The sequence below is a fragment of the Georgenia sp. genome (assembly GCF_054605595.1).
The window spans coordinates 1-21324 of the sequence record NZ_JBTSDU010000044.1 but is presented as its reverse complement, the minus strand read 5'-3'; the positions used below and the strand labels follow the sequence as shown (position 1 = coordinate 21324).

At 72.8% G+C, this 21324-nt stretch carries 17 protein-coding genes and 1 tRNA gene; 15 read left to right on the top strand and 3 right to left on the bottom strand.

Going from position 1 to position 21324, the window contains the following annotated elements:
• Positions 1 to 204 precede the first annotated feature (204 nt).
• Positions 205 to 4035: a multifunctional oxoglutarate decarboxylase/oxoglutarate dehydrogenase thiamine pyrophosphate-binding subunit/dihydrolipoyllysine-residue succinyltransferase subunit gene (locus ACYC1Z_RS07295; RefSeq protein WP_461408862.1), complete on the bottom strand. Its 3831-nt coding sequence runs from the start codon at positions 4033 to 4035 to the stop codon at positions 205 to 207.
• Positions 4036 to 4408: 373 nt separating this feature from the next.
• Between ACYC1Z_RS07295 and ACYC1Z_RS07290 the strand changes: the two genes are divergently transcribed.
• The 8 genes from ACYC1Z_RS07290 to ACYC1Z_RS07255 all read left to right on the top strand — a co-directional run bounded on the left by ACYC1Z_RS07290 (position 4409) and on the right by ACYC1Z_RS07255 (position 11287).
• Positions 4409 to 5731 (top strand): hemolysin family protein, encoded by a 1323-nt coding sequence (locus ACYC1Z_RS07290; RefSeq protein WP_461408863.1) that lies wholly within the window; start codon positions 4409 to 4411, stop codon positions 5729 to 5731.
• Positions 5728 to 6774, top strand: a complete 1047-nt coding sequence (locus ACYC1Z_RS07285; protein ID WP_461408861.1) for a hemolysin family protein — start codon at positions 5728 to 5730, stop codon at positions 6772 to 6774. Before ACYC1Z_RS07290 ends, ACYC1Z_RS07285 begins: the two co-directional genes overlap by 4 nt.
• 232 nt (positions 6775 to 7006) lie before the next feature.
• On the top strand, positions 7007 to 8059 hold the full coding sequence (locus tag ACYC1Z_RS07280) for a M23 family metallopeptidase (RefSeq protein ID WP_461408860.1): 1053 nt from the start codon (positions 7007 to 7009) through the stop codon (positions 8057 to 8059).
• A gap of 6 nt (positions 8060 to 8065) precedes the next feature.
• Entirely contained in the window at positions 8066 to 8845 is a 780-nt protein-coding gene (locus ACYC1Z_RS07275; protein ID WP_461408859.1) for a glycerophosphodiester phosphodiesterase, read from the top strand.
• 63 nt (positions 8846 to 8908) lie between these two features.
• On the top strand, positions 8909 to 9487 hold the full coding sequence (locus tag ACYC1Z_RS07270; RefSeq protein ID WP_461408858.1) for a TetR/AcrR family transcriptional regulator: 579 nt from the start codon (positions 8909 to 8911) through the stop codon (positions 9485 to 9487).
• Positions 9488 to 9546: 59 nt separating this feature from the next.
• Positions 9547 to 10050 carry an RNA polymerase sigma factor gene (locus tag ACYC1Z_RS07265; RefSeq protein ID WP_461408857.1) on the top strand — a complete coding sequence of 168 codons (504 nt, stop codon included), beginning with the start codon at positions 9547 to 9549 and terminating at the stop codon, positions 10048 to 10050.
• Entirely contained in the window at positions 10047 to 10673 is a 627-nt protein-coding gene (locus tag ACYC1Z_RS07260; RefSeq protein ID WP_461408856.1) for a methylated-DNA--[protein]-cysteine S-methyltransferase, read from the top strand. Before ACYC1Z_RS07265 ends, ACYC1Z_RS07260 begins: the two co-directional genes overlap by 4 nt.
• Positions 10670 to 11287: a DNA-3-methyladenine glycosylase I gene (locus ACYC1Z_RS07255; protein WP_461408855.1), complete on the top strand. Its 618-nt coding sequence runs from the start codon at positions 10670 to 10672 to the stop codon at positions 11285 to 11287. Before ACYC1Z_RS07260 ends, ACYC1Z_RS07255 begins: the two co-directional genes overlap by 4 nt.
• A 51-nt stretch (positions 11288 to 11338) precedes the next feature.
• Here the strand turns inward: ACYC1Z_RS07255 and ACYC1Z_RS07250 are convergent.
• Positions 11339 to 11414: transfer RNA gene (locus tag ACYC1Z_RS07250), tRNA-Arg, on the bottom strand.
• Between the two features lie 142 nt (positions 11415 to 11556).
• Here ACYC1Z_RS07250 and argS point away from each other — a divergent pair.
• Positions 11557 to 13203 carry an arginine--tRNA ligase gene (gene argS / locus ACYC1Z_RS07245; RefSeq protein WP_461408854.1) on the top strand — a complete coding sequence of 549 codons (1647 nt, stop codon included), beginning with the start codon at positions 11557 to 11559 and terminating at the stop codon, positions 13201 to 13203.
• Positions 13200 to 14597 (top strand): diaminopimelate decarboxylase, encoded by a 1398-nt coding sequence (gene lysA / locus ACYC1Z_RS07240; protein ID WP_461408853.1) that lies wholly within the window; start codon positions 13200 to 13202, stop codon positions 14595 to 14597. The genes argS and lysA overlap by 4 nt, the downstream gene beginning before the upstream one ends.
• 46 nt (positions 14598 to 14643) lie before the next feature.
• On the opposite strand, the gene ACYC1Z_RS07235 is transcribed toward lysA, so the two are convergent.
• Positions 14644 to 15243 carry a M15 family metallopeptidase gene (locus ACYC1Z_RS07235; RefSeq protein ID WP_461408852.1) on the bottom strand — a complete coding sequence of 200 codons (600 nt, stop codon included), beginning with the start codon at positions 15241 to 15243 and terminating at the stop codon, positions 14644 to 14646.
• A 154-nt stretch (positions 15244 to 15397) separates the two neighbouring features.
• Between ACYC1Z_RS07235 and ACYC1Z_RS07230 the strand changes: the two genes are divergently transcribed.
• The 5 genes from ACYC1Z_RS07230 to rpmE form a co-directional block, all read left to right on the top strand.
• Complete coding sequence (locus ACYC1Z_RS07230) at positions 15398 to 16702, top strand: homoserine dehydrogenase (protein ID WP_461408851.1); 1305 nt, start codon at positions 15398 to 15400, stop codon at positions 16700 to 16702.
• Complete coding sequence (thrC, locus tag ACYC1Z_RS07225; RefSeq protein ID WP_461408850.1) at positions 16702 to 17802, top strand: threonine synthase; 1101 nt, start codon at positions 16702 to 16704, stop codon at positions 17800 to 17802. Before ACYC1Z_RS07230 ends, thrC begins: the two co-directional genes overlap by 1 nt.
• 10 nt (positions 17803 to 17812) lie before the next feature.
• Positions 17813 to 18703: a homoserine kinase gene (gene thrB / locus ACYC1Z_RS07220; RefSeq protein WP_461408849.1), complete on the top strand. Its 891-nt coding sequence runs from the start codon at positions 17813 to 17815 to the stop codon at positions 18701 to 18703.
• Between the two features lie 323 nt (positions 18704 to 19026).
• A complete protein-coding gene (gene rho, locus ACYC1Z_RS07215; protein WP_461408848.1) occupies positions 19027 to 21006 on the top strand; it encodes a transcription termination factor Rho in 1980 nt (659 codons plus the stop codon).
• Between the two features lie 122 nt (positions 21007 to 21128).
• Positions 21129 to 21324 (top strand): 50S ribosomal protein L31 (gene rpmE, locus ACYC1Z_RS07210; protein WP_461408847.1); only part of this gene is annotated, 196 nt, incomplete at its 3' end.

Genomic DNA, 21324 nt, shown 5'->3' with positions numbered 1-21324 from the left:
GTGGTGCACCACCCGCCGTCGGCACAAGAACCCGCCGTCGGCGTGCGCGCGGCCCCGGCTACGGGCGGGGTGGACCCGGCGCGGTCGGATGGAAGGGTCGCTGCCGGGCGGTCCCCCGGGACAGGTGGGGCCCGGACCACTTGGTCCGGACCCGACCTGGCAGTCACCCGCGTGGCGTCCGGTGCGGATCGGGCGCCGCACTCCTCAGCGGGCGAACGCTCGCGCCATCAGATCGGCGCTCTCCTCGACGTGGCGCTTGTGCGAGCCCGTGGACGGCGATGCCGCCGCCGGGCGGGAGACCACGCGGAGGTGGCGCCCGAGCAGCGAGGGCAGGTGGTAGTTGACGAAGGACCACGGTCCCTGGTTCTCCGGCTCGTCCTGCACCCACACCAACTCCGCGTTCGGGAACTTGTTCACCTCCGCGGCGATGGCGTCGGTGCTGAGCGGGTAGAGCTGCTCGAGCCGGACGAGCGCCGTGCGTGCGTCCTCGGCCTTGATCCGGTGCGCCTGGAGGTCGTAGGACACCCGGCCGGAGCTGAGCAGCACCCGGTCGACCTCGGCTGCGCCGTCGAGCACCCGCTGCTCGCCCTCGCCGAGCACCGGGCGGAAGGTTCCCTGCGTGAGCTCCTCGACCGGGGAGGAAGCGGCCCGCAGCCGCAGCAGCTGCTTCGGCGTCGCCACGATCAACGGCTTGCGGGGGCGGGCGTAGGCCTGCCGGCGGAGCAGGTGGAAGTAGTTCGCCGGCGTCGACGGCTGTGCCACGATGAGGTTCTCCTCCGCACACATCTGGAGGTAGCGCTCGATGCGGGCCGAGGAGTGGTCCGGGCCCTGACCCTCGTAGCCGTGCGGCAGCAGCAGGACGAGCGAGGAACGCTGGCCCCACTTCTGCTCGGCGGAGGAGATGAACTCGTCCACGACCGTCTGGGCACCGTTGGCGAAGTCGCCGAACTGTGCCTCCCACAGGACCAGCGCGTCCGGACGCTCCACCGAGTAGCCGTACTCGAAGGCCATCGCCGCGTACTCGCTGAGGGAGGAGTCGTAGATCCAGAGCTTGGCCTGGTCCGCCGTGAGGTACATCAGCGGCGTCCACTCGGACCCGTTGGTGTGGTCGTGGAGCACCGCGTGGCGTTGGACGAACGTGCCGCGGCGGGAGTCCTGGCCGGCGAGCCGGATCGGGGTCCCCTCCATGAGGAGCGAGCCGAACGCCAGGATCTCGCCGTAGCCCCAGTCGATGCCGCCTTCGCGGGACATCTTCTCGCGCTTCTCCAGCAGCTGCGCGAGCTTCGGGTGGACCGTGAAGCCCTCCGGCGGGCGCACGTGCGCCTGCCCGATGCGCTCGAGCACCCCGGCGGGCACAGCGGTCTGCCAGCCCACCATCGTGCCGGCGTCCTCGTGCTGGGAAGCGGGGAGTTCCAGGCCCAGGACCTGACCCTCGGTGTCCGGGGGCGTCCAGCCGCCCTCGCGGGTCTCGGTGAAGGCCCGCTCGAGCTTGTGCCGGTAGTCCTGCAGCGCCTCCTCGGCCTGCTCCTCGCTGAGGTCGCCGCGGCCGATGAGGGACTCGGTGTAGAGCGTGCGCACCGAGCGCTTGGTCTCGATGAGGGAGTACATGACCGGCTGGGTCATCGAGGGGTCGTCGCCCTCGTTGTGGCCGCGGCGCCGGTAGCAGACCATGTCGATGACCACGTCCTTGCGGAACGCCTGGCGGTACTCGAACGCCAGCTCGGCCACCCGGGCCACCGCCTCGGGGTCGTCCCCGTTGACGTGGAACACCGGGATCTGCATGCCCTTGACGACGTCGGTCGCGTAGTACGACGAGCGCGAGCTCGACGGCCCCGTGGTGAACCCGATCTGGTTGTTCACGACGATGTGGACCGTGCCGCCGGTGCGGTAGCCGCGCAGCTGGGACAGCTGCAGCGTCTCGGTGACCACGCCCTGGCCCGCGAACGCCGCATCGCCGTGGATGAGCAGCGGCAGGACGGAGAAGCCCCGCTCGCCGAGGTCGATCCGGTCCTGCTTGGCGCGCACCACGCCTTCGATCACGCCGTCGGCCGCCTCCAGGTGGGAGGGGTTGGCCGCAAGGTACACGCCCGTCTCCTCACCTTCCGGTGAGGTGAACGTGCCGACGGTGCCGAGGTGGTACTTCACGTCGCCGGAGCCGTGCACGGTGCGCGGGTCCTGGTTGCCCTCGAACTCGGAGAAGATCTGCGCGTAGGACTTCCCGGCGATGTTGGCCAGGACGTTCAGGCGGCCGCGGTGGGCCATCCCGATGCCGACCTCCTCGAGGCCGTCGCGCGCCGCGCCGGTGAGCAGCACGTCCAGCAACGGGATGAGCGACTCGCCGCCCTCGAGGGAGAACCGCTTCTGGCCGACGTACTTGGTCTGCAGGAAGGTCTCGAAGGCCTCGGCCGCGTTCAGCTTCTTCAGGATCTGCATCTGCTGCTCGTTGGACGGCTTGGCGTACGGGCGCTCGAGCCGCTCCTGGAACCACTCGCGCTGCGCACGCTCGCCGATGTGCATGTACTCGATGCCGATCGTGCGGCAGTACGAATCGCGCAGCCGGCCGAGGATGTCTCGCAGCGGCAGCTGGTCCGCGCCGCCGAAGCCGCCGGTGGGGAAGTCGCGCTCGAGGTCCCACAGCGTGAGGCCGTAGCCGGCGATGTCGAGGTCGCCGTGCCGGCGCTGACGGTAGGCCAACGGGTCGGTGTCCGCGATGAGGTGGCCGCGGGAGCGGTAGGCGTGGATGAGCTCGGCGATCCGTGCCGGTTTGCCCATCTCTCGGCCCGGGTCGTACTCGATGTCCTGCATCCACCGTACGGGCTCGTACGGCACCCGGAGCGCGGTGTACACGCGGTCGTAGAAACCGTCGGTGCCCAGGAGCTTGGCCTCGATGATCTTGAGGAACTCGCCCGACGCCGCACCCTGGATGATGCGGTGGTCGTACGTCGAGGTCAGGGTCAGCACCTTCGACACGCCCATGCGGGCGAGCGTCTTGGTGGAGGTGCCCTTGAACTCCGCGGGGTAGTCCATCGCGCCGACGCCGACGATCGTCCCCTGGCCCTTCATCAGGCGGGGGATCGAGTGCACGGTGCCGATACCGCCGGGGTTCGTCAGGGAGATCGTGGTGCCCTGGTAGTCCTCGATGGTGAGCTTGTTGTCGCGCGCCTTGCGGACGAGCTCCTCGTAGCCGGCCCAGAACTGCGCGAAGTCCATCGTGTCGGCCTTCTTCACCGACGGGACGACGAGTGTGCGGGAACCGTCCGGCTTCGGCAGGTCGATGGCCAGGCCGAAGTTCACGTGCGCCGGGTGGAAGACGGCGGGCTTGCCCTCCTCCGTGTGGGTGAAGGAATCGTTCATGTCCGGCATCTCGGCGAGCGCCTCGACCATCGCGAAGCCGATGAGGTGCGTGAAGGAGATCTTCCCGCCGCGCGAGCGCTTGAGATGGTTGTTGATGACGATCCGGTTGTCGACCATCACCTTCGCGGGTACGGCGCGCACCGACGTGGCGACCGGGACCTCGATGCTGGCCTCCATGTTCGTCACCGTCTTGGCGGCGACACCCCGGAGCTTGACCGTCTCGTCCGTGGCGACGGTGTCCTTGGGCTTGCCGCGTGCGGCCAGGCGCGCCGCGTAGGGCGCGGTCGCCGGTTGGGCGGCGACCGGCGGGGCCGGCGGGAGGTCCGAACGCACGTCCCGCGTCGGCGGCTGAGCGGTGCGCGAGTCGACGATCGGGGCGCCGACGGCGGCCCGAGCGGCTCGCTCGGCCCCGGACGCGGCAGCGGGAGCAGCTGCGGGTGGCGCAGCGGGAGCAGCTGCGGGTGGCGCAGCGGGAGCAGCTGCGGGTGGCGCAGCGGGGGTGGGGGCCGCGGTGGCCGCGCTCCCCGGTGGGGTGCCGTTGCCCCCGTCGTACGTGGCGAAGAAGTCCCACCACGCCGGATCGACCGACTCCTTGTCTTTACGGTACTTCTCGTACAGCTCTTCGATGAGCCATTCGTTGGCGCCAAAGGATGCCATGGGGTCCTGTTCCTGCGTGGACACTCGGAAATCGCCCTCTTCCAGGGGGTCTGACGGAGACCTATTCAGCGTAGGTGATGAGTCCTACATGCCCGGCACCGAGCGTCGCTCCCGGCCTCGATTTCCTACCCGGCGGGCGGCATTCGGGAAGGTGGACAAAATCCAGGTCAAGATGCCGTCACGGGCTCCCCGGACCATGGTCCCGAATCGGGTACGCCTCCGCTGACATCACGGACAAGGCCCGATGGTGGCGGGTCCCCTCGTACAATCGACGCACCATGCGACGATCCCGCCGCGGTCGACAACCCGTCGACCCCCCTGAACAGACCCTGCCCCGCCCCACTCGACGCCGACCGCCCCGGCGCCGGCCGGCCCTCCCCGCGACGGAGGCTCCGTGCTGACCGAGTGGCTGATGATCGCGCTCGGCGTCGTCCTCACGGCCGGCACCGCCGTGTTCGTCGCGGCCGAGTTCTCGCTCGTCGCGCTCGACCCGGCCACGGTCGACCAGCGCGCCGCCGAGGGGGACCGGCGCGCCGCGGTCGTGGGCCGCGCGCTCAAGCATCTCTCGCTCGAGCTCTCCAGCGCCCAGGTGGGCATCACGGTGACCACGATCCTGCTCGGATACACCGCGCAGTCGGCGCTCACCACGCTGCTCACCGGCCCGCTCGGCAGCGGCGGGCTCGCCCAGGGGGCAGCCACGGCGACCGCCGTGGTCCTCTCCCTCCTGCTCGTCAACGGCTTCTCGATGGTCTTCGGTGAGCTCGTCCCGAAGAACCTCGCCCTCGCCGACCCGCTGGCCGCCGCCGGCCGTGTCGCCCCCCTGCAGGGTGCCTTCACCCGGGCCCTGCGCCCCGTGATCCTCGGTCTGAACAACTCCGCGAACGTGATCCTGCGCCGGTTCGGTGTGGAGGCGGCCGAGGAGCTCTCCGGCGGCCGGAGCGCGTCCGAGCTGGCTGCCCTCGTCCGCCGCTCTGCGGAGCAGGGCACCCTCGACGTCTCCACCGCGACGCTGCTGACCCGGTCCATCGGCATCGGCGCGCTCACCGCCGTCGACGTCATGACGGACCGCGGTCGGCTCCACACCCTCACGCGCGAGCAGACGGCGGCCGACGTCGTCCTCCTCGCCCGCCAGACCGGCCACTCCCGGTTCCCGGTCATCGGCGACGACAGCGACGACATCGTCGGCCTGGTCCACCTGCGCCGCGCGATCGCCGTCCCGTACGAGCGCCGCGCCGACGTCCCGGTGGCCTCCTCCTCCCTCATGGACGACGCCCCCCGGGTCCCGGAGACGCTCGCCCTCGCGCCGCTGCTGGTCCAGCTGCGCGACGAGGGGCTGCAGATGGCTGTCGTCGTGGACGAGTACGGCGGCACCTCCGGCATCGTCACGCTCGAGGACGTCGTCGAGGAGATCGTGGGCGACGTCGCCGACGAGCACGACCACCGCCGCGCGGGCGCTCACGCCGGCCCGGGTGGGGCCTGGGTCGTGCCGGGCGTCCTGCGGCCGGACGAGCTCGCCCGGCTCGCCGGCCTGCACGTGCCCGACGACGGCCCGTACGAGACCCTCGGTGGCCTGCTGATGGACCGCCTCGGGCGCATCCCCGAGGTCGGGGACGACGTACGTGTCGCCGACGTCGTCCTCCGTGTGGAGCAGATGGCCGGCCGGCGCGTCGGCCTGCTGAGGGTCTGGCCGGCGGCCGAGCCGGCCGAGGTGGACCGATGAGCACCCCCGTCGCCCTGCTGCTCGGTGTCCTGTTCCTGGCGCTCAACGCGTTCTTCGTCGGTGCCGAGTTCGCGGTGATGTCCGTGCGACGCTCGCGCATCGAGCCGCTCGCGGCCGAGGGGTCGAAGTCGGCGAAGACGGTGCTCTACGCCATGGAGCACGTGACCCTCATGCTCGCGTGCGCCCAGCTCGGCGTCACCGTGTGCTCCACGAGCCTGGGGGTGGTGGCCGAGCCGGCGATCGCCCGTCTCGTCGAGGGCCCGATCCTCGCCGCCGGGCTGCCGGCCGAGGCCAGCCACGCCGTCGGTCTCGTCCTCGCCCTGGCTCTCGTGGTCTACCTGCACGTCGTCGTCGGGGAGATGGTGCCCAAGAACCTCGCGGTGACGTCACCCGAACGGGTCGCCATGCTCTTCGCACCGCCGCTGGTGTGGCTCTCGAAGGTGCTCCACCCGATCATCGGCGGGCTGAACTGGCTCGCCAACGCCATCCTCCGGATCGTCGGCGTCGAACCCAAGGGCGAGGTGACGTCCGCCTTCACCGCCGGGGAGGTGGCCGCCATCGTCGAGCGTTCGCAGGCCGAGGGGGTGCTGCAGGACGACCTCGGCCTGCTCACCGGGGCGATCGAGTTCTCCGAGCGCACCGCGCAGGAGGTCATGGTGCCCACGGCGGACCTGGTCACGCTCCCGACCGGCTGCACGCCGGAGGAGGTCGAGCGGGAGGTCGCCCGCACGGGCTTCTCCCGCGTGCCGCTCGTGGACGTCGACGGAGCCCTCGCCGGGTACCTCCACGTCAAGGACGTGCTCTACGCGGAGGGGGAGGAGCGCGCCCGCCCCGTGCCCGCCTGGCGGATCCGGGCGCTCGCGCCGGTTCGGCCCGACGACGGGGTGGAGGCCGCGCTCGCCGCGATGCAGGGCTCCGGCGCGCACCTGGCGCGCGTGGGCGGCAACGGCCCCGGTGTCGTCGGGGTCGTCTTCCTCGAGGACATCCTCGAGGAGCTGGTGGGTGAGGTGCGCGACTCCATGCAGCGTGCCGCGCATCGCTGAGACCACCCGGGGTGGTGCCCGGCCGGGCGCGCCCGGCGTGAGTTCGCCCACGAACGCCGGCATCGACGCTGGTGGCAAGGGGGTGGACGTCCACCGCTTGCGCGTGGCAGGTGGACTGGTAGGGGCCCTCTCCGTTACTGTTCCGTGACAAGCCACTGGGCCGGGCTCGCGCCCGACGTGTGGTCCCGCGCGGCCTCGAACCGGCCGACCCGTTACTCCCGGAGGTTTCTTGATGTCAGGCAGCGCTGTGCCGGTATCGGCACCGCACCTGACCCGACGTCAGATCCGCGAGGCGGAGCGCGCTGCCCAGACGGCCCGGATCGCCTGGGCCGCGGAGGCTCTCGAGGCGGACCAGGCCGTCGAGGTCGACCCCGTCGAGGTCGAGCCCCGCGAGGTCGAGCCCCGCGACGTCGAGGACACCGAGATTCTGCCCTACCGCACCCCGGAGCCGCTCCCGGCCCGGCGTGAGCTGCGCACGCGGTACACCGGCCGCGGTACCGCACCCGCCGTCCGACACTGGGCCCCGCGCGTGGCCGTGCTCGGCGCGCTCGGCGCCATGACCATCGTCGCCCCGCTCACCGGCCTGGCCGGCGGGGACGGCATCAGCCCGGCTCAGGCGGACGTGCGGATCCAGCCCGGCATTCTTGCGCTCCTCGACGCCCAGGCAGGCGAGGCCGTGCTCGACACCACGCCGGACACCCTGCTCGCGGACCCGGGTGCCGCGAGCCGCGCGACGATGACCATGCAGGCGTCCCGCGCCGGTGCGCGCGACGCGCTCGCCTGCGTGGCCGACGGTGCCAACGGTGCACGCGCGGCCGTCGGCCCGGAGCGTCAGGAGCAGATCACCCGCCCGATCGAGGACGGCAAGTACCGGATCAGCTCCCGGTACGGCTTCCGGGTCGGCCCCTTCACCGGCTACAGCAAGCACCTCGGCACCGACTTCGCAGCCCCGCTCGGGACGCCGATCCATGCCGTCGCGGACGGCACGGTCGAGTACGTCGGCGTCGGCAAGGACGGCCGCTCCTCGATGCTGATCATCCTGCGGCACGAGATCGACGGCGAGACCGTCTACAGCTGGTACAACCACATGTTCCCCAACGGCCTCCTCGTCAAGGAGGGTGAAACGGTCCGCGTCGGCGACGTCATCGCGGAGGTCGGCAACAACGGCCGCTCCACCGGACCGCACGTGCACCTCGAGATCCACCTCGACGACCAGGGGACCACCACCGATTCCCTCGCCTGGCTCGAGGAGCACGGCGCGATCGACGTCACCGCCCTCTGCTGATCGGCCGTGACAGCCTTCCTCCAGGGACCTGGTCCGATCGCCTTCGCCCACCGGGGCGGCGCGCTCGAGGCGCCGGAGAACTCCCGCGCCGCCGTCGAGCACGTCGTGGCGCTCGGACTGAGCTACCTCGAGACGGATGTGCGCGCCACGTCCGACGGCGTCGCGGTCCTCTTCCACGACCCGACCGTCGACCGGGCCACGAACGGTACCGGTCGCATCGACACGATGACGGCAGCCCGGCTCGCCCACCTGCGTGACCACTCCGGCGGGTCGCCGCTGCGCCTGGACGAGCTCCTCGGGGACCACCCCGACTTGCGGTTGAACATCGACGCCAAGGACGACCACGCCGTCGAGCCCCTGGTCCGCACGCTGCGGGCCGCGAAGGCGCTCGACCGGGTCGGGCTCGCGTCGTTCTCCGACGCCCGCCTCGCGCGACTGCGGGAGATGCTCCCGGGCGTCGCCACCAGCCTCGGTAGGGGGGAGGTCGTACGGCTGATGGCCGCCGCTCACGGGTTCGGGCCGGTCGTGGGGATGCGCCGCCGCCCGCTGCCCGGGCCCGCTGACGGTGTCGTGGCCGCGCAGGTGCCGGCCCGGCTGCGCGGGCGGCGGTTCGTCACCCCCCGGCTGGTGTCCGCCGCGCACCGGCTCGGTCTCGGCGTCCACGTCTGGACGGTGAACGAGCCCGACGAGATGGTGCGGCTGCTCGACCTCGGGGTGGACGGGCTCATCAGCGACCGGCCCACGGTGCTGCGGGACGTGCTCACCGCGCGCGGCCCCTGGCACTGACGCCGCAGGTCGCGGGCGTGTCACCGCATCGTGCCCGGGGCGGGGTGTGGGCACAATGGTGCGATGACTCCAGACGTCGGGAATCGGATGGACCCACGTTCGCGCCGCACCATCGAGATGCTGCAGCGTGCGCTCCGCGACATGCTCACCACCAGGCCCCTGGGCGAGGTGACGGTCGCCGAGCTGTGCCGCACGGCCGAGGTGCACCGCACGACGTTCTACAAGCATTTCTCCACCGTGGGCGAGCTGGCCGGTCAGGTGGCACAGGACGTGCTCGGGCTCGCCGTCCCGACCGTGCCGGCGGGGGGCGAGCAGTCCCACCGTTCCTGGTTGACCGCGTTGCTCACGCTGGCGCGTGACGAGCGAGCGGCGCTGCTCGGACTCATCGGCCCGGGCGGTGACGCGGCCTTCTCCCGCGCGGTCTCCCACCAGATCATCGCCCGCACCGAGCACGACCTCTGCGCCGCCGTCGAGCGGGGGGCGCAGCTCCCCATGACTGCTGCGGCGGTCGCCCAGGTGCTCGGCAGCGCGTACTTCGGCGCGGTCATCGCGGTGCTGACCACGGAGCTCGACGAGGCCGACATCGAGCGGCACGCCGGCGCCGTCCTCGGCATGGTGGAAGAGACCTTCCTGGCGTCCTGACGGCGCGAGGTCGATGCCGACCTCACGTTCCGTCCCCGCCGGACGTCTACCTGGTGATGATGACCAAACCGCCCTTCGAACAGGTCGTCGCCGTGCACGGGGCGACCGTGCTGCGGGTGTGCCGTGCGGTCCTCGGGCCGCACACCGACGCCGAGGACGTGTGGTCGGAGACGTTCGTGGCCGCGCTGGGGGCCTGGCCCGATCTGCCCGAGGACGCGAACGTGGAGGCCTGGCTGGTCACCATCGCGCACCGCAAGGCGATCGACGTCACGCGCGCCAGACGCCGCCGCGCCGTCCTCGTCGACCCCGTGCCCGACCGGGTCTCGGCGCTCGGCAACCCGGGCACCGGCGACCCCGACCTGTGGGCCGCGGTGGGAGCGCTGCCCGACAAGCAGCGCGCCGTGCTGGCCTACCACTACCTCGGCGGGCTCCCCTACCGGGACGTCGCCGAGATCCTCGGCGGCACGCCCGACGCCGCCAGGCGCGCCGCCGCGGACGGGGTGAAGGCCTTGCGCACCACCTACCAACGAACGGACGAGCACCAGCGAGGGGAGTCCCGATGATCGACGACGACGACGAGGGCGGGCGGGCCGTCCGCACCTTCCACCGCATCACCACACCCACCGACGGGGAGCTTGCCATGCTGCACCACCGGCTCGCGGAACGGGCGGACGCCGAGGGCGTTCTCGACGTCGCCTACCGCACCGTCGACAGCCCCGTCGGCCGGCTGCTGCTGGCCGCGACCGAGCGAGGGCTGGTGCGCATCGCGTTCGAGCGTGAGGGTTTCGACGGCGTGCTCGAGACGCTCGTGGCGCGGATCAGCCCGCGGGTCCTCCGTGCCGAGATCCGCCTGGACGCGCCTGCCCGACAGCTCGAGGAGTACTTCGCCGGCCGGCGAAGGGCCTTCGACCTGCCCCTCGACCACACCCTCTCGGCCGGGTTCCGGCGGACGGTGCACGACTTCCTGCCCCGCATCGACTACGGCCACACCCTGTCCTACAAGCAGGTTGCGACGATCATCGGCAACCCGGGGGCGGTCCGGGCGGTCGGCACCGCCTGCGCCACCAACCCGCTCCCGGTCGTGGTGCCGTGCCACCGGGTGCTGCGCTCCGACGGCGGCCTGGGGGGCTACGCCGGCGGCCTCACGGCGAAGACGACCCTTCTCCTGCTCGAGCAGGCCGCATGAGCCCGACCCCGTCGGACGTGGTCGGGCCGGACGGGCTGGTCACCGGGGCCGACGGGCTGGCCCGGCCGGCCTGGGCGGCGGCCGACCCGCTGCTCCGGGAGTACTACGACACCGAGTGGGGTATGCCGGTGTGCGACGAGGTGGGCGTGTACGAGCGGCTCAGCCTGGAGGCGTTCCAGTCCGGGCTGTCCTGGGTCACCATCCTGCGCAAGCGTCCCGCGTTCCGTGCCGCGTTCGACGGCTTCGACCCCGACGTCGTCGCCGGTTACACCGACACGGACGTGGCCCGGTTGCTGGCCGACGCCGGGATCGTGCGCAACCGCGCGAAGATCCTTGCCACCATCACCAACGCCCGGGCCACCGTGCGCCTGCGCGAGGCGGGTGGTCTCGCCGACCTCGTGTGGTCCTTCCGGCCCGCAACCACCCCGGCACCGCGCACCATGGGGGAGATCCCCAGCCGCAGCCCCGAGTCGGGGGCCCTCGCCACGGCCCTGCGCCGGGCGGGGTTCGTGTTCGTCGGCCCGACGACGATGTTCGCCCTGCTGGAGGCCGTCGGCGTCGTCGACACCCACCTGCTCGGCTCCCACCGGCGTGGCTCCTCCGGCGTCTGGTGACCACGGTCTTCGTCCCCGTCGCCGGCTCGTGAGCGTGCGACGCCCGGACCGTGGTGCCCCCTACTGGATTCGAACCAGCGACCTTCTGCTCCGGAGGCAGACGCTCTATCCACTGAGCTAAAGGGGCGCGCGAACAACGCCTGGCGATGTTATCAGCCGCGGCAGCGCTCGTTCACCTCGGGCCACCCGCACTCGTGTGACGATGACCGCAGGCCCGGCTCGGGACCGTGCCACGCGGCCCCCGACGCGCTGCGACTACCCTGTTCCGGGTGACCCCTGCTGAGCTCGCCGCCCTCATCCGCGCCGTCCTGCTCGACGCCGTCGCCGCCGGCGACGTCGCGCTCGCCCCCGAGGACGTGCCCGAGCCCAAGGTCGAGCGACCCCGCCAGCGCGAGCACGGCGACTGGGCCACCAACGTCGCCATGCAGCTCGCGAAGAAGGCCGGTGTCGACCCTCGCGCGCTCGCCGAGGTCGTCGCCACCCGCCTGGCCGCGGCCGACGGCGTCGCCGCCACCGAGGTGGCCGGGCCGGGCTTCCTCAACATCCGGCTCGAGGCCGGCGCCGCGGGCGAGCTCGCCCGGACCATCGTCGAGGCCGGCCGCGAGTACGGACGCAACGACGCCCTGGCCGGGCACGTGATCAACATGGAGTTCGTCTCCGCCAACCCCACGGGGCCGCTGCACATCGGCCACACCCGGTGGGCGGCCCTGGGCGACGCGCTCGTGCGCCTGCTGCGCGCCTCCGGGGCGGACGTCACGCCCGAGTACTACATCAACGACGCCGGCGCCCAGATGGACAAGTTCGGTGCCTCGATCCTGGCCCGCGCGACCGGCACCGAGGTCCCCGAGGGCGGCTACCAGGGCGAGTACGTCGCCGAGCTCGCCGCGAAGGTCCTCGCCGAGCATCCCGACCTGCTCTCCCTGCCCCACGAGGAGGCCGTCGCCGTCGCCCGCGAGGCCGGCTACCGGCTCCAGATGGCGGAGATCGAGGCGACGCTGGCCGCATTCCACGTCCACTTCGACGTCTACTTCTCCGAGCGCGAGCTGCACGACGGCGGCGCGGTGCGGGACGCCGTCGACCGCCTGCGCGCGCAGGGGCACGTCTTCGACGACGGCGGGGCCGTGTGGCTGCGCACCACGGACTTCTCCGACGACAAGGACCGCGTCATGGTCCGCGGGGACGGCACGCCCACCTACTTCGCCGCCGACGCCGCGTACTACCTGTCGAAGAAGGATCGTGGCTTCCCCGAGAAGATCTACCTGCTCGGCGCGGACCACCACGGCTACGTGAACCGGCTCAAGGCGATCGCGTCCTGCGCGGGGGACGACCCCGAGCACAACATCGAGATCCTCATCGGCCAGCTCGTCTCCGTCGCCGGGGCGCGGATGAGCAAGCGGGCCGGCAACATCATCGAGCTGCGCGACCTCGTCGAGTGGATCGGTGCCGACCCGGTGCGTTTCACCCTCGCCCGGTTCCCCGCGGACTCCCCGCTCATGCTCGACGGGGAGAAGCTGCGCGAGCAGAACCTCGACAACCCGGTGTACTACGTGCAGTACGCACACGCCCGGACACGCAACGCCGCCCGCAACGCGGCCGAGCACGGCGTGACCCGGGACGCCTTCGACCCCGCCCGGCTCGACCACGAGGCCGACGCCACGCTCCTGGGGGTGCTCGGGGAGTTCCCCGGCATGGTCGCGCACGCCGCGAAGCTGCGCGAGCCACACCGGGTGGCGCGCTACCTCGAGCGGCTCGCCGCGGCGTACCACACGTGGTACGGCCAGACCCGCGTCTCCCCGCGCGGCGAGGACCCGGTCAACGACTCCCACCGCGCCCGGCTGTGGCTCAACGACGCGACCACCCAGGTGATCGCCAACGGGCTCGACCTCCTCGGCGTCTCAGCCCCGGAACGCATGTGAGTACCGCTCCCGCCACCGAGCCGGCGCCGCTGCCCGCCCCCGAGCCGGGTGGCACCGCGGGCGGCGTCTGGTCGGCCTCCGTGCGCCGGGGCGCGGACGGCGCGCTGCGCGTCGGCGGCGTCGACGTGCGCGCCATCGCGGCCGAGCACGGCACGCCGGCGTACGTCCTGGACGAGGTCGACCTCCGCGGGCGCGCCCGCGGCTTTGCCGACGCGTTCCAGGCCGCCTTCGACCCCGCCGCCGGGCTCGCCGGCGCCGACGTCTACTACGCGGGCAAGGCCTTCCTCTCCGTCGCCGTGGCCCGGTGGGTCCACGAGGAGGGTCTGCGCATCGACACCTCCACCGGCGGGGAGCTGGCCGTGGCGATCCGTGCCGGCGTGCCCGGGGGGGACATCGGCCTGCACGGCAACAACAAGTCCGCCGAGGAGATCACCACGGCGTTGCGCCACGGCGTCGGCCGGATCGTCGTCGACTCCCTCGCCGAGATCGACCTCGTCGCCCGCCTCGCCCGTGCGGGTGGCCGGCGGGCGCCGGTGATGGTGCGCGTGACGACCGGCGTCCACGCCGGCGGTCACGAGTTCATCGCCACCGCGCACGAGGACCAGAAGTTCGGCCTCTCGATCGCCTCCGGCGCCGCCCGCGAGGCCGTCGATGCGATCCTCGCCCGGCCCGAGCTGGAGCTGCTGGGCCTGCACTCCCACATCGGCTCGCAGATCTTCGACCTCACCGGGTTCGAGGTCGCCGCCGGGGCGGTGCTGGGGCTGCGGGCCGAGATCATGGCGGAGACCGGCGCACGCGTGCCCGAGGTCGACCTCGGCGGCGGCTACGCCATCGCCTACACCGGCGCCGACGACGTCCCACCCACGCCCGGGCAGATCGCCGCCACGCTCGCGGCCGTGGTGCGCCGCACCTGCGCCGATCTCGGCACCGACGTGCCCCGCATCTCCGTCGAGCCGGGACGCTCCGTCGTCGGCCCCGCGATGCTCACGCTGTACACCGTGGGCACCGTCAAGCCCGTCGAGCTGGACGACGGCGTGCGCACCTACGTCAGCGTCGACGGCGGGATGAGCGACAACATCCGCCCGGCGCTGTACGAGGCGGACTACACCGCCGCCCTCGTCTCCCGCACCTCCGCCGGCGCGGAGGTGCGGGCGCGCGTCGTCGGGAAGCACTGCGAGAGCGGGGACATCGTGGTCCGCCACGTGGCGCTGCCCGCCGACGTGACGGCGGGGGACCTGCTCGCCGTGCCGGCGACCGGGGCCTACGGGCGTTCCATGGCCAGCAACTACAACCTCGTGCCGCGCCCACCCGTGCTCGGGGTGGGGCCGGCGGGGGTGCGGGTGCTCGTGCGCCGCGAGAGCGTCGAGGACCTGCTCGCGCTCGACCTGGGCTGACCGCCCCGCTCGACCTGGGCCGACCGCCCCCGGCGGGTCGCCGGGTCTACCCGGCGGGGTGGAAGCCCCAGTGCCAGGGCTCGCGCGGGGTGTCCTCGACGAAGCCGAACCGCCCCGCGTTGGTGCGCATCCACGACTGCGCCTCGGCGTCGAGGTCGAGGTCGACCGCCATGCCCCAACCGTGCCGGCTGGTGCCCGGCGTCGCGCCCAGGCCGCCCTCGGAGTAGAGGCCCTTGCGCCGCACGACGTCGACCTGGACGTCGTAGGAGCGGTAGGAGTCGGTGATCTTGATGGGGACGCCGTCCGCGGCCGCGGCGGAGAGCAGCTGCTCGAACGCGGCGGACGCCGGCGTCCAGAGCCTGTGCCCCGTCTCGCCGACCGGGTCGAGCGCGGCAGCCGGGATCCGACCGTTGCCGTAGGTCGTGAGCTGGAGCGGGACACCGTCGGCGTTCAGGCCGGCGGCCACGCCACCCCCGCCCGCAGCGGCACCCACGCCGGTCGGCGTGAACTCGCTCGACGCCTGGCCGAGCGCGGTGGAGAAGGCGACCGAGCCGGCCGTGCCCCGGGCCGGCGGGGCGGCGGAGACCGCGTCGATACCCGCCTGGATCTGCGCGATCCGCGCCGTGATCGCCGCGATGCCGTTCATGGTCTTCTCCCTGTCCCGAGCCCTGCCCGTCCTCCCATCGGCAGGGCCGGGCCGGATGTGAGCGCCTGCCAGCGGATGGACAGCGTGCGGGGGTGTCGGCGGGCGCCCCTATCCTGGGGCCGGACCCGCGTCGCGCGGAGAAGGAGGACGTTCGGTGAGTACCCAGCCCCACGAGGTCGTGCGCGTCGCGCTGCTCGGCTGCGGCACCGTCGGCTCCCAGGTGGTGCGGCTGCTGGGCGAGCACGCGGACGACCTCACCGAGCGCGCCGGTGCGCGTCTCGAGCTCGTCGGCATCGCGGTGAGCAGCACCGAGACCGAGCGTGACCCGTGGGTGCCCCGCGAGCTCCTGACCACCGACGCCACGGGCCTGGCCACGTCCGCCGACATCGTCATCGAGCTCATCGGCGGCATCGAGCCGCCACGGGCCCTGACCGCCGCCGCGCTCGCGTCCGGCGCCACGGTCGTCACGGGCAACAAGGCCATGATCGCGGCGCACGGACCCGAGCTGCACGCGGCCGCCCGGGCCGGCGGCGCCGACCTCTACTACGAGGCGGCGGTCGCCGGGGCCGTGCCGGTGGTGTACGCCCTGCGCGAGTCCCTCGCCGGCGACCACGTCACGGCGGTGCTCGGCATCGTCAACGGCACCACGAACTACATCCTCGACGAGATGGCCACGCGCGGCCTCACGTTTGACGAGGCGCTCGCCCAGGCGCAGGCGCTCGGCTACGCCGAGGCGGACCCCACCGCGGACGTCGACGGTCACGACGCCGCCGCCAAGGCCGCCATCCTCGCCTCCCTCGCGTTCCACACCCGGGTGGGCATCGGTGACGTCGAGGTCACCGGGATCCGGCGGATCACTGCCGAGGACATGGCCGAGGCGCGGGCGGCCGGGTACGTCATCAAGCTGCTCGCCGTCGCCCGGCTGGTGGAGGACGACGACGCGCGCGGCATCAGCGTGCGGGTGCACCCCGCGCTCGTCCCCGTCGCGCACCCCCTCGCGGCGGTGCGCGGGGCGTTCAACGCCGTCGTCGTCGAGGCGGAGGCGGCCGGGACGCTCATGTTCTACGGCCAGGGCGCCGGCGGTGCGCCGACCGCGTCCGCCGTCCTGAGCGACGTCGTCGCCGCGGCGAGCCACAAGGTCCGCGGGGGCAGCGCGCCCCCGGAATCCACCTACGCCGAGCTGGCGTTCCTCACGCCCGAGCAGGCCCCGGCCCGCATCCAGGTGCAGCTGAGCCTGGCCGACGAGCCGGGCACCCTGTCCGCCGTGACGGGCGTGTTCGGCGCGCACGGCGTCTCGATCGAGAGCGTGCGGCAGATCGCCGCCGCGGAGGGCGGGGCGCGCGTGACCCTCGTGACGCACGAGGCGAGCGAGGCGGCGCTGACCGCCGCCGTGGCGGAGGTCGCGGCCCTGGGCGAGGTCCACGAGGTCGAGTCGGTGACGAGAGTCGAGGGAGTCTGATGGCCCACCAGTGGCAGGGCGTGATCAACGAGTACCGCGAACGGCTGCCGTTCGGCGATGGCGACCCGGTCGTGACGCTCGGGGAGGGCGGCACACCGCTCGTGGTCGCGCGCGTCCTCTCCGCCGCCACCGGCGCCGAGGTCTACGTCAAGGTCGAGGGGGTCAACCCCACGGGTTCGTTCAAGGACCGCGGCATGACGACGGCGATCTCCCAGGTCGCCGCGGGCGACACCGAGATCGTCGTCTGCGCCTCCACCGGCAACACCTCCGCCTCCGCGGCCGCGTACGCCGCACATGCGGGGCTCAGCTGTGCCGTCGTGCTGCCCGCCGGCAAGATCGCGGCCGGCAAGCTCGCCCAGGCCATCGTCCACGGGGCCACCCTGGTGGCCGTCGACGGCAACTTCGACGACTGCCTGCGCATCGTCCGCGAGCTCGCCCACGCCTACCCGGTCGCCCTGGTGAACTCGGTGAACCCCTACCGCCTCCAGGGGCAGAAGACGGCCGCGTTCGAGATCGTCGACGCCCTCGGCGACGCACCCGACATCCACGTCCTGCCCGTCGGCAACGCCGGCAACATCTCGGCGTACTGGATGGGCTACAACGAGTACGCGGGCCGGACCACGGCCCCGTCCATCGAGGACTCCGCCACCCGACTGGCGCCCGTGGCCACGAAGGTGCCGCAGATGTGGGGCGTGCAGGCCGAGGGGGCGGCGCCCCTGGTCAAGGGTGTGCCCGTCGAGCACCCGGAGACGATCGCGACGGCGATCCGGATCGGTAACCCGGCGTCGTGGGCCTACGCCGAGGCCGCCCGGGACGACTCCGGCGGCTGGATCGACGCCGTGTCCGACACGCAGATCCTCGACGCACAGGCCCTGCTCGCCGCCGAGGTCGGCGTCTTCGTCGAGCCCGCCTCCGCGGCGTCGGTGGCCGGTCTGTTGCAGGCCGCCGAGCGCGGCCAGGTCCCGGCCGGTGCGCGCATCGTGTGCACCGTGACGGGCAACGGCCTCAAGGACACCGCGACCGCGCTCGGCGAGACCGTGGTCGCTCCGACCGTCATCGCCCCCACGCTCGAGGCCGCCGTCGCGGCTCTCGCGCTCTAGGGAGCGAGAAGTGCGGCTCGTGCACGACGAGGTGCGGGTGCGTGTGCCCGCGACGTCCGCGAACCTCGGCCCGGGCTTCGATGCGCTCGGCCTGGCGCTGGGGGTGTGGGACGAGATACATGTGCGCGCGATCGCCGGCCCGAGTGCGGTGCGGGTCGTCGGCGAGGGGGCGGACGACCTGCCCGACGGCGAGGCCCACCTCGTCGTGCGGGCCGTAAGGGCCGGCCTCGAGCACGTCGGGGCACCGCAGGCGGGCCTGGCGATGACCTGCTACAACCGCATCCCGCACGGACGCGGCATGGGTTCGTCCGCCGCTGCGGTCGTCGCCGGTCTCGTCGCGGCACGGGGCCTCGTCTCCGAGCCCGAGGCGCTCGGCGACGCCGCCGTGCTCGCCCTGGCCACCGAGCTCGAGGGCCACCCGGACAATGCCGCCCCGGCCCTGCTGGGCGGAGCCACCGCTGCGTGGACGGAGCCGGACGGCCCCCGCGCGGTCGCCATCCCGCTCGACGAGGCGTTCGCCCCGACCGTGCTCGTGCCACAGGCGCGGCTGCTCACGCACACCGCACGCGCCGTCCTGCCCCGCGACGTGCCGCACCAGGACGCCGCCTTCAACGTCGCGCGCACCGCGGTGCTGGTGCTCGCGCTCGGGGGTCGCCGCGACCTGCTGATGGCGGGCACCGAGGACCGCCTCCACCAGGGCTACCGGGCCGACGCGATGCGCGGTACGGCCGACGCGGTGCGGGCCCTGCGGGCGGCGGACTGGCCGGCCGTGGTGTCCGGGGCGGGGCCGAGCGTGCTCGTCCTCGACGACCTCGACGCCGCGACGGAGGCAACGCTCGTGTCCCACGGGTGGCAGGTGCTCCGGCCGGGGGTCGCCCGCACGGGCGCCCATCTCGTGTGAGCCCATCTTGTGCGAGCCGGTCACGTCGCGCCGTGAGCTGAACCTCGGCGGGTGTCCAGGGGTCGGCGCCGCCGGGGGGTGCGCCCCGAACCGGCAACCGTGCGGCATCCCGGCTGATACGATGGGCGGGCACCGACCTCCTGCGGACGTCCTCCGCGCACCCGGGTGCGCACATCGCGTTCTAGCACAGGCGGAGCACCGCCCTCCTCACCGCACGTCGGACGTGCTCGGTGGTCTGCGGCACCACCCCCAGCCTTCTGGCTGGTTACCAGCCAGTCGTCCCCGCGCCTGCGGGCGCACGCCTCACTGAGGGAAGGAACCTCGTGACCGAATCTGTCGACACCTCCTCGAGCGCGGGCTCAGCCGCCGCGCCCGCCCGCGGAGGATCCTTGTCCACCATGCGCCTGCCCGAGCTGCAGGCCCTGGCGGGCGAGATCGGGCTCAAGGGCACCACCAGGATGCGGAAGAGCGACCTGATCGCCGCCATCAAGTGCAGCCGCGGCGAGAACGGGCGCACCGCTGCGCCCCGCACGGACCGTGCGTCCGCCGCGTCCGCCCCGGCACAGCGCCGGACGCCACCGGCCCGGACCGCACCCGCTCAGGACGCACCCGCCCGGACCGCGCCCACCGAGGACGCGCCCGCTCAGGACGCACCCGCTCAGGACGCACCCGCTCAGGACGCACCCGCCCAGACGACCCTCGCCCTGGAGGCACCCACCGGCACGGCCGCGCCCGAGCGCGGCGAGCAGGGCCGACGCGCGCGCGGGTCGCGCCGAGCGACCGCGCCGGCCACCGCGCCGGCCCAGCACGATGACGCGAAGGAGGCGCTGATGCGCGACCTGGCCGTCACGACGTCCGCCGCCGCGCCGCACGGCGGCGAGAGCGAGGAGGAGCGTGCCCGTCGCGCCCTCGACGCCCTCGGCGAGGCGGCCACGCGCCGGCGCAGCATCCAGGGCAACCAGGAGGACGGTCAGCGCTCCGTGCCGGGCACACAGCGCTCCGCCGCCGTCCGCGACGATGACGGCGGCGGCCGCAACCGCCGTCGCAGCCGGGACCGCAACCGGGACCGGAAGCGTCGTGGCCCGCGCACAGGCACCGACCTCGACGGCTTCGACGAGCCCGCCGAGATCACCGAGGACGACGTCCTGCTGCCCGTCGCCGGCATCCTCGACATCCTCGAGAGCTACGCATTCGTGCGCACGTCCGGGTACCTGCCCGGCCACAACGACGTCTACGTCACGCTCGGCCAGGTCAAGAAGGACGCGCTGCGCCGCGGGGACGCCATCACCGGCGCCGTCCGTCAGCCGCAGGAGGGCGAGGCGTCCGCCCAGCGCCAGAAGTTCAATGCCCTCGTCCGGCTCGACACGATCAACGGCATGAGTGTGGAGCGAGCCCGCCAGCGCCCCGAGTTCAACAAGCTCACGCCGCTGTACCCGCAGGAGCAGCTGCGCCTGGAGACGACGCCCAAGGCCATCACCCCGCGCGTGATCGACCTCGTCGCTCCCATCGGCAAGGGTCAGCGTGGGCTCATCGTCTCGCCCCCGAAGGCCGGCAAGACGATCATCATGCAGCAGATCGCGAACGCCATCTCGGTCAACAGCCCCAACGTCCACCTCATGGTCGTGCTCGTCGACGAGCGCCCCGAGGAGGTCACGGACATGGAGCGGATGGTCAAGGGGGAGGTCATCGCCTCCACCTTCGACCGGCCCGCCTCGGACCACACGATCGTGGCGGAGCTGGCCATCGAGCGCGCGAAGCGGCTCGTCGAGCTCGGCCAGGACGTCGTCGTGCTGCTGGACTCCCTCACCCGACTGTCCCGCGCCTACAACCTCGCCGCCCCGGCCTCGGGCCGGATCCTCTCCGGTGGGGTGGACGCCTCGGCGCTCTACCCGCCGAAGAAGTTCTTCGGCGCCGCCCGCAACATCGAGCACGGCGGCTCGCTGACGATCCTCGCCTCCGCGCTGGTGGAGACGGGCTCGAAGATGGACGAGGTCATCTTCGAGGAGTTCAAGGGCACCGGGAACATGGAGCTGCGGCTGTCCCGCCAGCTGGCGGACAAGCGCATCTTCCCGGCCGTGGACGTCAACGCCTCCGGCACGCGCCGCGAGGAGCTGCTCATGGCACCCGAGGAGCTCAAGATCATGTGGAAGTTGCGCCGCGTGATGGGCGCGCTCGACCAGCAGCAGGCGATCGACGTGCTGCTCGGCAAGCTGCGGGAGACCTCCTCCAACGCGGAGTTCCTCATGACCGTGCAGAAGACCACACCCACCACCGGGCCCGAGCCCGAGCTCGCGATCCACTGAGGAGGAGCCGCCCGGCGGGTGTCGGTGCCCGGCCGAGCGTGGCAGAATGTCTCGTCGGCCTCCGGTTCACGCACGCGTCCCGCGTGCGACCCGGGGCGTGAAACGAACTTAGGAGAGAACACATGAAGCAGGGCATCCACCCCGAGTACGTGACGACCACCGTCACGTGCACGTGCGGCAACACCTTCACCACGCGCAGCACCGCGACGTCCGGCGAGATCCGGTCCGACGTGTGCAGCGCCTGCCACCCCTTCTACACCGGCAAGCAGAAGATCCTCGACACCGGTGGTCGTATCGCCCGCTTCGAGGCCCGCTACG